This window comes from Desulfobacter vibrioformis DSM 8776, from assembly GCF_000745975.1.
GTDB classification, from domain to species: Bacteria; Desulfobacterota; Desulfobacteria; order Desulfobacterales; family Desulfobacteraceae; genus Desulfobacter; species Desulfobacter vibrioformis.
The window spans coordinates 60,501-73,768 of sequence record NZ_JQKJ01000003.1 but is presented as its reverse complement, the minus strand read 5'-3'; the positions used below and the strand labels follow the sequence as shown (position 1 = coordinate 73,768).

Here is a 13,268-nt window from a genome sequence, read left to right as displayed (position 1 = left end):
GAAAATACCCGGCACATCCATTGGAAAAACAACGTTATTGTTTTTAAGTCACAGGATATCGTGCTGGGACACGATTTTACCGGCCTTGATTTTTAAAGCATGAAATGCAATGATTACCCCATCAATTTTTTCTGACCGGTTTCACAATCCCGGGAAGAGAAAGCGTTAACCACCACACAACAGCGCGGATATCATGAAGCACCCCCTTATTTCCACAGTATTCCTGGTCATTTTTTCAGCACATGTAGCACCGGCCGCAGAAGAAAAACCCGGGCCGCCCATTGTACAGTCTCACATTCCCACCCTGGTGGAGGCAGTTCGCTTTTCCGGCGATATCCGCCTTTGCGGGGAGAAAATACCTTACACAGATCCCGATGTCAGGGAGCGGCTTGAAAAAGAGATGATGCTGGCCGTATGGAACCGGCCCCAGGTGATGCTGTGGCTTAAACGGGCCCACCGGTGGTTTCCGCACATTGAAAAGGTTTTAAAGCAGGAAAAACTCCCCCTGGATTTGAAATATCTGCCCATTGTGGAAAGTGCGCTTCTGTCCCATGGAGAATCCCATAAAGGTGCGATCGGGTACTGGCAGTTCATCAAAAGCACAGGTCAAAGATACGGGTTGCGCATTGATTCAAGAGTCGACGAGCGCCGGGACATGTTCTGCGCCACCCGGGCGGCCTGCCGCTATCTTAAAGATCTTTATTCACAGTTTGGCTCATATCTGCTGGCCATGTCCGCATATAACATGGGGGAATCCGGTCTGAGCACGGCCATGGAAATTCAGGAAACCCGGGATTTCTTCTCCCTTTACCTGCCCCTGGAAACCCAGCGGTATATCCTGAAAATGGTTGCCGTCAAGCTGATTATGTCTGCTCCGGAAAACTATGGTTTTTATTTAGAGCCCCAGGATTTTTATCCGGTATTTACGTTTTCTGAAATTACGCTTTCCCCGGAAAAGGATGTGCCTTTGTCCATGATTGCCAAGGCCTGTGGTGTTTCATTCAAAACCATCAAGGATTATAATCCCCAGTTGCGCGGATATTTTTTGGAAAAAGGCGCTTCCACACTTCTTGTGCCCCAGGGAAAGAATACGGATTTTCAGAAAAAATTTGCCCACCTTTACAAGAACCTGGCCAAACCCCTGCCACCTTCAAAATTCCATATAGTGAAGGCCGGGGAAGGTCTTTCCGCCATCGCAAGAAAATACAATATGTCTGTGTCCGCACTTCTGGCCCTGAACAAGATCTCAAAAAAAGATGTGATTCATCCCGGGGATAAACTGCGTGTGCAATGATGCTGTTGTAAAAAAGCGCTTGCCACGCAGAATGCGGAAAATTTGAACAGAAATTCAATCAGTTCCGGTATGGAGATGGGCTGGTTGAATCCGCCGAGATGGGGGCCGGTAAAAAGGAGAATATCTTCTTCCCCCTTGGCCGGTATTACAGTAAGGCCCCGGTTGACCAGGAATTCTTCAAACCGGGTATCGTCCATCTCTAACTGGTCCTGCACCCTTAACCTTTCCTCCATATGTTCATCACGCCCCATTTTTTCAATGAGCTGTTCAATAAGTGCAGGTATATTAAATGGGGCCGGATCAAAGGTATCGGTCCCGGTCAGGCCTTTGAAATAGTGTTCACAGACGCCGGTTAAAAGTGTCTCAAACAGATCCGGACAGAAAAGATCCCGGGTCTCCACATGGGGATGCGTGTTGTCTGTTCCCCTTCTGTGCGGGGCTTTGTTCCTGAAGCAGGCGCCTGCCACCAGAATGAAACTGAGCAGGTATTCACCGGTATAATGTTCAAGATCCAAGGATTTTATCCGGCAGGCCATATGCTCAAAATCCCGCAAACCAGATGCGGCAAAGTTGGGGAACCGGCTGGAGTCCAGCCACTGATCCAGACGCCCGGCATGTTCCCACAAATATCTGCCATTGTCGTTTCTTCGGCCCTGCTGGACCCGGTTATGGAACAAGGGGATCAATGCCGTATGGAAAAGCCCCTTGGATGACAGTCTGCCCAGGATAAAGGCTGATTTGAAAAACGATGATTTAATTTGCTGCCAAGCCATATTTTCCAAATCGGGGTATTCATAATAACCCGGGCAGGGGATAAAGACGATGCAGGCAGGCCCGTATATTGTGCCGGGACCACCCCTGGGCAGTTCATCCGTGATGTTGAATAGATATCTGTCCCGGATGCGGACCGGTTTGGGAACAAGGGTTTCAGATTCTAACGGATTTTTGGAAAACCAGTCCATCCAGACCGCCTCCCGGTGGAGTTCATTGATATTGTCCTGTGTTGTGGCAAATTTGATTACGCCCAGAATGTTTGTTCCTGCCCGGAAAACAAGGCTTCTGCCCTTCCAGCGCCATTGCGCATCGGCCGGCAGCACCGTCCCTGGGGCTGTAAATTTTTCAGCAAGGCTTGAAAGATCAGTGTCCAAAGGCATGACATTATCGGGGAAAGATGGCATATCCGGTACAGGGGGATTGTCTGCCAGCCGGCCAAGTGCCTTGCCCAGGGCGCGAAGCCGCTTTCCTGAGCTTTTCATCAGAAGCGACACAAGCCGTGGCACAATGGTTCGGGTAATTTCGTTCTCCATTGTTTTGCCCAGGTCCGCCAGGGTGCAGGCTGCCTCATGATATAAAAAAAAGGCTTGTTTGGCCGTGTCAAATTGGGTGGTTTCAAATACAGAGAACAGTGCATCCAGCGTCTGCCGGGTAATTGTGAACGGATAATCAGCAGCATGCCGGCCAATATATTTGATCCCCATGTACGCCGCAGAAAAGTCCCGGCAATGATTGATAAGAAGGTGTTCTTCCTGGATCCGTGCGCTGGAGGGTGGGGCGTGGCTCATCCGCTATTGGGAAAGGTCCTGTTCTGAAATGCCGTATGTGCCCGGCACTTTTGGGGCCGGCAGGGCCGGTGTTTGTGTTTTCCAGGTGGCCGTTGGAGCGGCGGAAGGAGAGGGCGCTTGTGGTTTTACGGCTGATTGGGCCTGGGGTGCGGATTCTTTGGGGCCTTGTGCGGGTGTTGATGCTGTCTTAACTGCCGGTTTAGTGGCGGAAGACTTGGCAGCAGAAGCGGTTTCCGCTGCCTTTTTTGCTGTTGAATTTGCTGCGTCTGCTTGTTTTTTAATGTCAGCAATCTGCTTTTCAAGATCCTGTCTGAGAAGACTTAGGTTTTTGTTCAATTTACTGTCTATGGAGGCTGATGTCTCTTTTTTTAATTCATCCAGTTTTTTGCCCAGCAGGCTTGTGTCTTTGACCAGATGAGCAATTCTTTCTTCATAGGCGGACAATTCAAGCAGCCTTGCGTCAAACTCCTCCTTAAACAGGTGGAACTCTTTTTTGATCTGTGCTGAGACTGTTTTAAAATCCGAACTGTTTTTATCAATACCGGCTAAAAGCGCCTGGTTCATACGTTCCATGGCTGCCAGGGTAGACTTATCCTGGTCTGCATTGGTTTGAATCCGTTTATCCAGCTTGGCAAGGGCGGCTTCCATGGCTTTAAGATCAACCTTGGCTGCGGACATTTTTGCGGTCTGGTTTTCCAGGGCCTGGCGTTTGGTTTCAAGGGTTGTCAGCTTTTCATCCAGCTCGTGGGTGGCTTTGGCAATACGTACATCAACCGCATTGAGCTTTATTTCAAGATTTTGTGATACCTGTGCCATCTGGTTTGCCTGGGTATGGTCCACATCCACCACCTTTTCGGTGATATCCATATAGCCGAAGACCAAAATGGCAATGATGATGCAGGGGAGGATCACGGAGATGATGGTCACGCGCTGGGATAATTTCTCTATTTTAAGGGTGTTGGCTTCCTGCTGGAAAATTGCGCCCCCAATAGTCGGCTCATTATCTGTAAATGCCTGATCACTCTCCGGGTTCAGGTAATCCCCCAGTCTGTTTTCATTCATATTTTGTTTCTTGTTCCCAGTGTCTTGCCATTAACGCTTAAGTTAATGACCTTGGGTTATTCCCATTCAATGGTGCCGGGTGGTTTTGAGGTGATGTCAAAGACCACACGGTTGACCTTGTCCACTTCATTGATAATACGGTTGGAAATTTTTCCCAGTAGATCGTGGGGCAGTTTGGCCCAGTCCGCTGTCATGGCGTCATTGGATGTGACCGCACGGATGGCCACACAATTGGCAAAGGTACGTTTATCTCCCATGACACCGACACTTTTCACCGGCAAAAGTACGGCAAAGGACTGCCACAGTTTCCGGTAAAGGCCGGCCTGTCTGATTTCCTGGATAAGGATGTCATCGGCCTTTCGAAGAACATCCAGGCGCTCTTTGGTAATGTCCCCCAGGATGCGGATGGCAAGTCCGGGGCCAGGAAAGGGCTGGCGCCAGACAAGATCCTCGTTGATACCAAGTTCAAGGCCAAGTTTTCTGACCTCATCCTTGAACAGAAGCTGCAACGGTTCAATAAGCTTCAGGTTCATCTCTTCGGGCAGCCCGCCCACATTGTGGTGGGATTTAATGACCGAAGTGGGACCGCCAAAAGCGGATTTGGATTCAATAATATCCGGATACAAGGTGCCCTGGCCAAGGAACTGGGCATCTTCAACCTTTTTGGCCTCGGCATCAAAAACATCAATGAAAATTTTACCGATAATTTTTCTTTTCTTTTCAGGGTCTGTAACCCCGGCCAGTGCGGTTAGAAATTTTTCTTGCGCATCCACAAACTTGATGTTCATGTCCAGGTTGGCCCGAAGGCTGACCTCAAGCTGCTCTTTTTCGTTCAGGCGCAGCAGCCCGTTGTCCACAAAAATGCAGTGCAGGTTTTTCCCCACAGCTTTATGGATCAGGGTGGCTGCAACAGAAGAGTCCACCCCGCCGGAAAGTCCCATGATCACCTTTTTGTCGCCGACCGCATCCTTGATCTGTGCAATGGCGCCCTCACTGAAGGATTTCATGGTCCAGTTCTGCTCGCATCCGCATACATCAAAAAGAAAATGCCGGATCATGGCAGTCCCGTTAATGGAGTGCTCCACTTCCGGGTGAAACTGCAGGCCAAACAGTTTTCTGCTGTAATCGGCAATGGCGGCAATGGGGGTGTTATCGGTCTGCGCGGTAATCTCAAATCCCCGGGGCAAAAGTTTTGCAGAATCGCCATGGCTCATCCAGCACTGGAAGCTGTTATCCATCTCTTTGAACAGCGGGTTGCCCGGGTTGATCCGCAGTTCGGCAAAGCCATACTCTTTTTTCCCGGCCTGTTCAATGGTGCCCCCAAGGGTATGCACCATGTAGTGCATGCCGTAGCAGATGCCAAGGATGGGTACGCCCAAGTCAAAAATACCGGCGTCGATGGTCGGGCTGTTCTCTTCATAAATGGATGAAGGCCCGCCGGAAAGGATGATGCCTGTGGGGGCAAGGGTCTTTAATTTCCCAAGGGAGATATCTGCCGGTTCCACCTGGCAGTATACATTATTTTCCCTGACACGCCGGGCAATCAACTGGTTAAACTGGGATCCGAAGTCAATAACGATGATCATGGGTATTTCCTGCAATGATTAGATTTAAATCAGCAAAGTTTCCTATAAACATGGGAAAATTGCAAGTTGTTTTTGGTCTGAACTTGCCAAGAATGGCGGATTATGCTTTATTGGGTCCGCTTTTATTATTTTTAATTTTAAGGAGATTGGATGTATTTAGCCAGTGATTTGAAAAAAGGACTTAAACTGGATATTGACGGTGATCCCCATGTGATTGTCGGTTTTGAGTTTAAAAAGCCGGGCAAGGGGCAGTCCCTGTATAAATGTAAACTTAAGAATATGATCACAGGTTCCCAGTTTGAACGTACCTACCGTTCAGGCGACAAATTTGAAAAGGCTGATCTGGAAGAGACGGATATGGAATACCTCTATTCAGACCGGGAGGGCTGGTGGTTTATGAATTCCACCAATTACGAGCAGATCATGATGACTAAGGAACAGATCGGAGAGAACGTGGACCTGCTCAAGGAAAATACCGTGTGTACGGTGCTGCTGCATAACCAGAATCCCATTGGCGTCACACTTCCCAACTTTGTGGTCCTGCGGGTCACGGCCACCGAACCCTGGGCCAAGGGCGATACTGCCACGGGCGACACCAAGCCCGCCACGGTTGAATCCGGATTTGAAGTCCAGGTGCCCCCTTTTGTGGATGAGGGACAGCTGATCAAGATTGATACCCGGACCCGGGAATACGTTGAGCGTGCCAGCGAATAGTTCCCAAAGGCAAGGGGCAGGATTTTTATACTGTTTTTATACTGGAAACCGGCCAGGGAAGAAGCCTTCCTGGCCAGGCATTCCATTTTATGTGCGCGCGCTATTTTTTAACAGTAATCGCAGAACCCTGCACACCAGCATAAAAAACTATGATTTCTGCAAACTCATTGCCTTCATTTATTCCGTAGTGCCATTTATTCACCACTTCGATGATTGAATCTCCAGCTTTAAGCTGTAATTTTTCGTTCTTTTCGGTCACAACAGTCAGTGTGCCTTTTAACAATACGCCTGCATTTATTACAGGATGCTTATGAAGCGGCAATTTTGTTTTCGGAGGAATTTTTATTTTAAGAATTGTGATCTCCGGCTTGCCTTTTGCGTATTCAGGAAGGTCCATCCCATCCCAGCTTATACTGGTTTTTGCCAATACATCCGTTTTGACTGCATTTTCTTCTTGAGTCCAGCCAAGCCCTGCCAGAAATAATACCAAACAAATGCTGTAGAAAATTTTTTTCATGGTTTTTTGTCCATATTTAAATACCAATAAGATGTGCAGTCCTGTCTATATCAAAATTTAAACATTCCGGCCAGGGTCTCATGAATACTGAGAAATATTTTAACAGGAAACTATTGGCTTCTTATGTAAAGATATTGGTGAATTATGATCTCGTTACCATTCAATGTCCTGCTTTTAAGTGTTTTTTCTTTAAGTTTTCTCCATTCGGGGAAAAGTGTGTCAAAATGCCCTGGTTTATGGTGACGGAAAATTGCATTTCCTGATGCAAAGCATCCGTACATATTCAGTCTGCGCTCTTGATAACGCGTTTGATAGGCTGGATTGTCACAGGTTTCATAGTCGCTGATATATAAATAGGTTTTGTTGCCGCACACCTTTTCAATTAAAGAGACCAACTCTTTTTGTTCTTCTAAGGAAGGCGCGGAGGTGAAAAGCGCAAAACATAAAATCAGATTAAAGGATCGGCCTGACAATGAATGAAATACATTTGAATAGAAGGCACCGGGATTCTCCTTTCTGGCCCTGTCCAGCAAAGCAGGACTTGAATCATATCCAACAATGTTTGAAAATCCTGCTTGTTGAAGGACTGGGGTAAGTCGCCCGTACCCGCAACCAAGGTCAAGTACACAGGCGTTTTTGTCAAGTGACGCGATCCAGTCATCGCAAAGGGGATGTGTAAATACTTTTTGAACCCCCTCCTTTTTCCAGTATTCAGAATTCTTCATTACCGTCTTTTGACTCGTCGGACCAGTTTTTTCTTTTTGGGCGGTGGATCTGGCGGTGTGGAAGTTGCGGCCATGTGCTGCACAGGGGCCAGCAGGTTGTCCTGGGAATAGGTGCATGAAGCTCTGGGGCATTTAAGTCCCAAGGCGCCTGAAGGTGTGATGAATTCGATTAAATATGGATTTTTGCACAATGGACATTCGAAATGATAGGGCTTGTCCCAGGATACGAACCGGCACTCCTTCTGGTCACAGGAGTAAAAAATTTTTCCCTTATCCGTGGTCTTTTCTTCGACCCTGCCGTTATGGCACAAAGGACAGGGCATGGTCAGGGTTTTCTCAAAGGCGGCGATTTGGGATTCAATATCATCCTGGGTTATTGCCGTTTCTGCTTGACTGGCTGCCAATTTTTTTGTTTTGGCTTCCTTTTTTGACTCTTCTTCCCTGCGTTTTAACTCTTCTTCAAGCACGAGGAGTCTGGCTTCCTTTTCAGCCATTTCCTGTTCCCTTGCCGCAAGGGCTTCAGCCTTTTCCTGGATAGCTATCGCTTGAGCCTCTTCCGCAGCCTTTTCTTTTTCTTCAATAACTTTAAGCTGTTCTGCAAGTTCCTGTGCCGCAACCTCGGCTTCTTTTATCTTTTTATCTTTTTCCGCCAGCTCTTTGACCAGTTCTTCGGCTTTCAGGGCTGCTTTTTCAATCTCCCTGGCTTTTTGTTTTTCCGCCTCAATTTCTTCAGGACTTGGCCCTTTGTCAAAAAGATTTTGAACTCTGACCTTTTCGTGGTAGCCGTCAGTGCGCTGTTTCCTGGTTTTCATAAGCTGGGACAACTTGTTTAGTTTTTCCCTTTTCAACCGGGCTGAAATCTGTTTTGACTGTACAGAGACTGCCTTGTGAACTCCTTTGGCCATTTCGGTTGCCCGTTTCTGTGCATGGTCTTTTGTCACGGAAACGCCACGGGTTTTAAGTGTTGCCTCAAAGCTTTGTTTTGCAAAATCAAGGCTTTTGCGATTGGAATTGACTTCGTCATTTATTTGAAGGATAAAAGCAATCAGGTTAAGGCCCTGCATGCCCGGAAACATGGAGTCTAAAAAACCAACCATCATAAAAGCAGGCATTTCGGCTTTAAGATTACCATTGGGAAGTGTTGTAATGTAGCCGGACCCCAGGACGGATGATATGGCTTTATCAAGGTAATCGTCCTGGTCAAGTCCGATATCCACAAGTTCAGAGGTAAAGGTTTCGCGGTTGAAACGTTCCGGTGGAGCGTCTGCATACGCCTTTATTTCACGTTCCCGATCCACGCTGATGGTGATACAGGAGATCGTGGCAAGGTTGAAAGACATCAATGCCATTGTGGAATCCACATCAATAAAAGCGGTGATCTCCTTGGCTAGAATTTCATCCAATTGGTTTCTGACATACTCCCGCGTGATGCTGCTTCCCTCCTGCATCTCCATACTCCCCCTAGGATTTATTATTAATTTCAGAGATTAAATCAGCGATTTCAACAGCCATCTCCTCTGCTTTTTTTTCATCCGGCCCGCGACCAGGCGTTCGGGTTGTGGACGTATTCTGGATTTGCATATCTTCGTTAGCTTCACGCCCCCCGTCTTCCCTGGTGGTTGACATGGATAAGCATTCGCCACTGCGGTTAAAAATCACCGAAAGGGGAACCTTGATTTGAAAATCAAATTTGTATGCGATTTCGTTATTGTAAACGATAAGATTCCCATCCTTGTATTCAATATCATCCTGAACTTCAAAATTATGTTTGTCAAGCAGCACCTGCTCGATGACATCCCAGTCAAGTTCGGCATTTATGGTGTCAATAAACTCTTTTTCACTTTCCTGGATGGATTCCGGATTGGTCAGCTTCAATGGGGTCTCCTCATTTTAAATTGAATGCACAGATAATCTCCCGGGCCATGCCAAGGTAAGCCTGGGAAGCCTGTGCTTTAATGTCGTACAAAGAGAGCGGACTCAGGGAGGATTGCTCCTTGTCAAGCATTTCATCGTCAGGGATCATGGTTTTATAGATCAGGGGGCGGATCTGTTCCAACACTTCGGGAACCGCATGATTTTCCATCTGTTCTTCACGATTGCATCGGTTGAACAATATACCTGCAATGCCTAATGGTGCATTGTGGGATTTTCGTATGTACCGGACAATTTTAATCAGTGAATGAAAATCACCGACCCAGTCTTCATCCGGGATGACCACTGCCGCAAGCCAGTCTGCTGCCGTCAAAGCGGCGATGCTCAGATATCCGCAGGACGAAGGCGCATCAAGGATAATGATATCGTAGTCATGCTCGATTTCATCAATAACAAGGCGAAGAAGCTTTTCGTTGTCTATCCGCCTGGCAAGTTTAAGGGATATGGAAAAAAGACCGAAACCAGCCGGCAGGATATCCAGTCCGTCAATATCGGTTCCGGATACCGCATCATGGATGCTTATTCTGCCGGCCAGCACCTGTGCAAGGTCATGATTATTCCCCTTTGAATCAATTTTACGCCATTGGGATACAGTTGCCTGGGGGTCGCAGTCAACCAGCAGCACTTTTTTTCCATAAAGTGCTACAGAAGCGGATAGATTAAGGGCTGTGGTGCTCTTGCCGGTCCCCCCCCTCAGTCCCGAAATAGTCAATACATTTCTCATCTTTATTATCCCTTTGGCATACGCATAAAAAATTTATCAACTCCCAATGCTATAGGATCTGGGCTTTCATCTGCACACAGCAGAAAAATTATTTTTTATTTTTGCATTAAGATCAAGATTTTTGTGCAGTTGAAATATATAATATCTTATATCATAATATCTGTACAAAAAGCATGTTAAAACTTGTATTTGGGCAAAACCGTATATCATCCCGGATTCAGATTTCTTTATAATATAGTAGAATTAAAGTCTTTCAAGACTGTTTAAAAGGAGCATTTCAAGGTTTGGCCAATGTATCCATCACCCTGTCAGGCATTACCGAGGCATTAGAAAATCTTAACTATCGCTCCGGATCTGTCAAGGATAAGGCTGTTCGGGGCATATTTACCTATTATGTGTCCGAAGAGAGTATTCAGGATCTTTCGTCCATTGACGGGGACACTATTATCCGTCAGATCTGGGAGGTCGGGGATGATGTTGCAAAAATAAAATCCAAAAGAAGAAATTTTTCCAGTCTTAGATCCTCCATCAATGCCGATTTGAAAAAATTGTCCCAAAATGGCCTCAATCCTGAAGATATAACGCTGACCGAGTCCAATATCTTTGATATGACAGAGGATGCTAAAACCAGCCTTTTGCAGTCTTTCAGCGATGCTGTAAAAACCGATGGATTTGATCTTACCAACGCTGCTGGTGTGCTTAAGGCCATCGCTGAATTCCTGAATCAAATTCAATCTCCTGATGCCGATCATAAGGCAGTTGATATCATAGAAGAGATTAAAAAGGTGCTGGACCGGCTTGGCGCCAGAATCTTTGATGACCACGAAGGAACCGATAGTGATGAAGACGGCACCCCCGAAGATGACGTTGAGATTGAAGAAATCGATGATGATGTTGAAATAGAAGAGGTTGAGGATGACGCCCTTGAAGAAGTCGAGGAGATCGATGAAGACCAGGAGATCGAAGAGATCGAACTTGATGAGGATGAGGACCTTGAAGAGGTAGACGAGGAACTTGTTGATGGCGATATCCAGGAGATTGATGATGATGTTGAAATAGAAGATGTTGATGATGAGGATGACGCCCTTGAAGAAGTCGAAGAGATCGATGAAGACCAGGAGATCCAAGAGGTCGAACTTGATGAAGACCTTGAAGCGTTGGAAGAGATTGATGAAGATACGGAAATAGAAGATATTGAGATTGATGATGATGAGTCCCTGGAAGAAATAGAAGACATTGAACTCGATGAGGACCAGGAGCTAGAAGAAGTTGATTTAGGTGAAGATGAAGATTTAGAAGCGATTGACGAGCTTGATGAAGAAGAACTCAACGCCCTGGAGGAATTTAGAAAAGCCCGGGAGCTTGCCGAACAGTTTGACGATGCTTTGGGAGAGCGTGAAAAAAAATTTAATGCTTACATGACAATCCCCGCAGGGACCTATACCATTGGCACAGAAAAATCCTTGAAATCCAATATCGCACTACAACCCTTTGACATGCTCAAGGTGTATATGGGTAAATATCCGGTGACCAATGCGTTATTTGAAATTTTTATTGAACAGACGGGATATGTCACCACAGCTGAAAGAAAAGGGGTCGGAACGGTTTACCATTCCCGGTTTAAAAAACAAGGAGAAAAAGTGATCTGGGGCAAACAGGCTGGATCTGCCATTGTTAAAGGGGCCTGCTGGTACCAGCCGCTGGGACCCGGCTCCACCCTTTACGGTAAAAGATACCACCCCGTGGTTCAAATCAGTGTGGATGATGCCTCTGCCTATGCCGCCTGGATCGGACGCCGTCTGCCCACGGAAGCCGAGTGGGAGGCTGCGGCCCGCACGGACATGGCTTTAAAATACCCCTGGGGCAATGAGTTTGATCCGGGAGCATTGAACATTGAATCTTCAGGTCTTGCAGACACAAGTCCTGTGGACACCTATGACCATGCCGCCAATGTTTTCGGAATGGCTGATATGCTGGGCAATGTCATGGAATGGACATCTGACACCCAGCCTTCCCCCTTTGCCACCCGTAAAAACAAGATATTCAATGTGGCCAAAGGCGGGGCCTGGAATGCCAAGGATTCAGTCACCATCAGCTCCCGGGGCCTGTTTCCTTTTGACACCACTGCCAACATTATCGGCTTTCGATGTCTTTCCGAGTTTTTCAAGTAGCAAGCCATGAAGGATGAGACCATGCATGGACTGGCAGACGCATATATGGATTATCTGACCATAGAAAAAGGGCTTTCTGCCAATAGTATTACAGCCTATGGCACAGATTTGTCCTCATATATTAATTACCTGGCTGACAACGGGATCGAGAATATCTGCGATGCAGACACCACAGCCATTCTTGGATGGCTGGTTCACCTGACCCGCCAGGGCCTGTCAGCCAAATCCAGGGCCAGATACCTGATCTCCATCAGGGGATTTTATAAATACCTGATAGGAGAGAAACGGATATCCGCCAACCCCTTAAAAGATATTGATATTCCAAAAATAGGCCAGCATCTGCCGGGTGTCCTCTCCGTACATGAAGTGGAACTTCTTTTGAACGCCTGTGATGCCACAACATCTAAAGGGCAAAGAAATCTTGCCATGATGGAGATCATGTACGGGGCCGGGCTTCGGGTCTCAGAGCTTGTATTTTTAAAGGTGGCTGACGTGAATCTGGACGCCGGTCTTGTCAGGGTCATGGGCAAAGGCGCCAAAGAGCGGATTGTCCCCATTGGTTCAAAGGCCAAAGCAGCGGCAGGGCTTTGGCTGGAACAGGGACGTCTCATGGCATTAAAGCAGCTTTCAAGTGACTTTCTGTTTATTGCAAGGGCAGGCAAGCCCATGACCCGCCAGTCGTTCTGGAAAATTATAAAAAAACATGCGCTTGTTGCGGGCATTGCCCGGCCTGTCTCCCCGCATACCCTGCGGCACTCCTTTGCCACCCACCTGATAGAGGGCGGGGCGGACCTGCGGTCGGTCCAGACCATGCTTGGCCATGCCGATATTTCAACCACCCAGATTTATACCCATATTTCACGGGATTACCTGATTAAAATGCATCATGAATTTCATCCTCGAAAATAATGGCGGGAAAAAGTTTAAAACTTGCACACTTGGGGGCTGGATGATAAATTCTCAGCCTTGTTTAAAAAATAC

At 47.1% G+C, this 13,268-nt stretch carries 12 protein-coding genes; 4 read left to right on the top strand and 8 right to left on the bottom strand.

Annotation, left to right across the window (positions count from 1 at the left end; genetic code table 11):
- The first annotated feature begins 193 nt into the window (after window positions 1-193).
- On the top strand, window positions 194-1,294 hold the full coding sequence (locus Q366_RS03595; protein ID WP_035236447.1) for a lytic transglycosylase domain-containing protein: 1,101 nt from the start codon (window positions 194-196) through the stop codon (window positions 1,292-1,294).
- Here the strand turns inward: Q366_RS03595 and Q366_RS03590 are convergent.
- Genes Q366_RS03590 through guaA form a run of 3 tightly spaced genes read right to left on the bottom strand, consistent with a single transcriptional unit; the run spans window position 1,264 to window position 5,504 of the window.
- Window positions 1,264-2,856 (bottom strand): SidJ-related pseudokinase, encoded by a 1,593-nt coding sequence (locus Q366_RS03590; RefSeq protein ID WP_035236445.1) that lies wholly within the window; start codon window positions 2,854-2,856, stop codon window positions 1,264-1,266. The two genes, Q366_RS03595 and Q366_RS03590, sit on opposite strands and share 31 nt — an antisense overlap.
- 3 nt (window positions 2,857-2,859) lie before the next feature.
- Window positions 2,860-3,918 (bottom strand): hypothetical protein, encoded by a 1,059-nt coding sequence (locus Q366_RS03585; RefSeq protein ID WP_035236443.1) that lies wholly within the window; start codon window positions 3,916-3,918, stop codon window positions 2,860-2,862.
- Between the two features lie 56 nt (window positions 3,919-3,974).
- A complete protein-coding gene (gene guaA, locus Q366_RS03580) occupies window positions 3,975-5,504 on the bottom strand; it encodes a glutamine-hydrolyzing GMP synthase (RefSeq protein WP_035236441.1) in 1,530 nt (509 codons plus the stop codon).
- A 150-nt stretch (window positions 5,505-5,654) separates the two neighbouring features.
- Between guaA and efp the strand changes: the two genes are divergently transcribed.
- Complete coding sequence (gene efp / locus Q366_RS03575; RefSeq protein WP_035236440.1) at window positions 5,655-6,218, top strand: elongation factor P; 564 nt, start codon at window positions 5,655-5,657, stop codon at window positions 6,216-6,218.
- A gap of 100 nt (window positions 6,219-6,318) precedes the next feature.
- Here efp and Q366_RS03570 read toward each other — a convergent pair whose 3' ends face one another.
- The 5 genes from Q366_RS03570 to Q366_RS03550 all read right to left on the bottom strand — a co-directional run bounded on the left by Q366_RS03570 (window position 6,319) and on the right by Q366_RS03550 (window position 10,116).
- The gene (locus Q366_RS03570; RefSeq protein ID WP_035236604.1) at window positions 6,319-6,735 is read right to left on the bottom strand and encodes a cupin domain-containing protein; all 417 of its coding nucleotides are present in this window, start codon (window positions 6,733-6,735) and stop codon (window positions 6,319-6,321) included.
- Window positions 6,736-6,845: 110 nt separating this feature from the next.
- Window positions 6,846-7,460, bottom strand: coding sequence for a class I SAM-dependent methyltransferase (locus Q366_RS03565; RefSeq protein WP_035236437.1), 615 nt, complete (start codon window positions 7,458-7,460; stop codon window positions 6,846-6,848).
- Window positions 7,460-8,908, bottom strand: a complete 1,449-nt coding sequence (locus tag Q366_RS03560) for a DNA topoisomerase I (RefSeq protein WP_245619855.1) — start codon at window positions 8,906-8,908, stop codon at window positions 7,460-7,462. The genes Q366_RS03565 and Q366_RS03560 overlap by 1 nt, the downstream gene beginning before the upstream one ends.
- Window positions 8,909-8,921: 13 nt before the next feature.
- A complete protein-coding gene (locus tag Q366_RS03555; RefSeq protein ID WP_035236433.1) occupies window positions 8,922-9,335 on the bottom strand; it encodes a hypothetical protein in 414 nt (137 codons plus the stop codon).
- Window positions 9,336-9,345: 10 nt separating this feature from the next.
- Window positions 9,346-10,116: a ParA family protein gene (locus tag Q366_RS03550; RefSeq protein ID WP_035236430.1), complete on the bottom strand. Its 771-nt coding sequence runs from the start codon at window positions 10,114-10,116 to the stop codon at window positions 9,346-9,348.
- 284 nt (window positions 10,117-10,400) lie between these two features.
- Here Q366_RS03550 and Q366_RS20015 point away from each other — a divergent pair, with 284 nt between their 5' ends.
- Together Q366_RS20015 and xerD are read left to right on the top strand one after the other, a co-directional pair.
- A complete protein-coding gene (locus Q366_RS20015) occupies window positions 10,401-12,287 on the top strand; it encodes an SUMF1/EgtB/PvdO family nonheme iron enzyme (protein ID WP_051957801.1) in 1,887 nt (628 codons plus the stop codon).
- A 21-nt stretch (window positions 12,288-12,308) separates the two neighbouring features.
- Window positions 12,309-13,196: a site-specific tyrosine recombinase XerD gene (xerD, locus tag Q366_RS03535; protein ID WP_035236428.1), complete on the top strand. Its 888-nt coding sequence runs from the start codon at window positions 12,309-12,311 to the stop codon at window positions 13,194-13,196.
- Window positions 13,197-13,268: the final 72 nt, after the last annotated feature.

Excerpts from the sequence above, each read along its gene's own strand:
- Q366_RS03595 (WP_035236447.1), top strand. The coding sequence starts at position 194 with ATGAAGCACCCCCTTATTTCCACAGTATTCCTGGTCATTTTTTCAGCA.
- Q366_RS03590 (WP_035236445.1), bottom strand. The coding sequence starts at position 2,856 with ATGAGCCACGCCCCACCCTCCAGCGCACGGATCCAGGAAGAACACCTT.
- Q366_RS03585 (WP_035236443.1), bottom strand. The coding sequence starts at position 3,918 with ATGAATGAAAACAGACTGGGGGATTACCTGAACCCGGAGAGTGATCAG.
- guaA (WP_035236441.1), bottom strand. The coding sequence starts at position 5,504 with ATGATCATCGTTATTGACTTCGGATCCCAGTTTAACCAGTTGATTGCC.
- efp (WP_035236440.1), top strand. The coding sequence starts at position 5,655 with ATGTATTTAGCCAGTGATTTGAAAAAAGGACTTAAACTGGATATTGAC.
- Q366_RS03570 (WP_035236604.1), bottom strand. The coding sequence starts at position 6,735 with ATGAAAAAAATTTTCTACAGCATTTGTTTGGTATTATTTCTGGCAGGG.
- Q366_RS03565 (WP_035236437.1), bottom strand. The coding sequence starts at position 7,460 with ATGAAGAATTCTGAATACTGGAAAAAGGAGGGGGTTCAAAAAGTATTT.
- Q366_RS03560 (WP_245619855.1), bottom strand. The coding sequence starts at position 8,908 with ATGCAGGAGGGAAGCAGCATCACGCGGGAGTATGTCAGAAACCAATTG.
- Q366_RS03550 (WP_035236430.1), bottom strand. The coding sequence starts at position 10,116 with ATGAGAAATGTATTGACTATTTCGGGACTGAGGGGGGGGACCGGCAAG.
- xerD (WP_035236428.1), top strand. The coding sequence starts at position 12,309 with ATGCATGGACTGGCAGACGCATATATGGATTATCTGACCATAGAAAAA.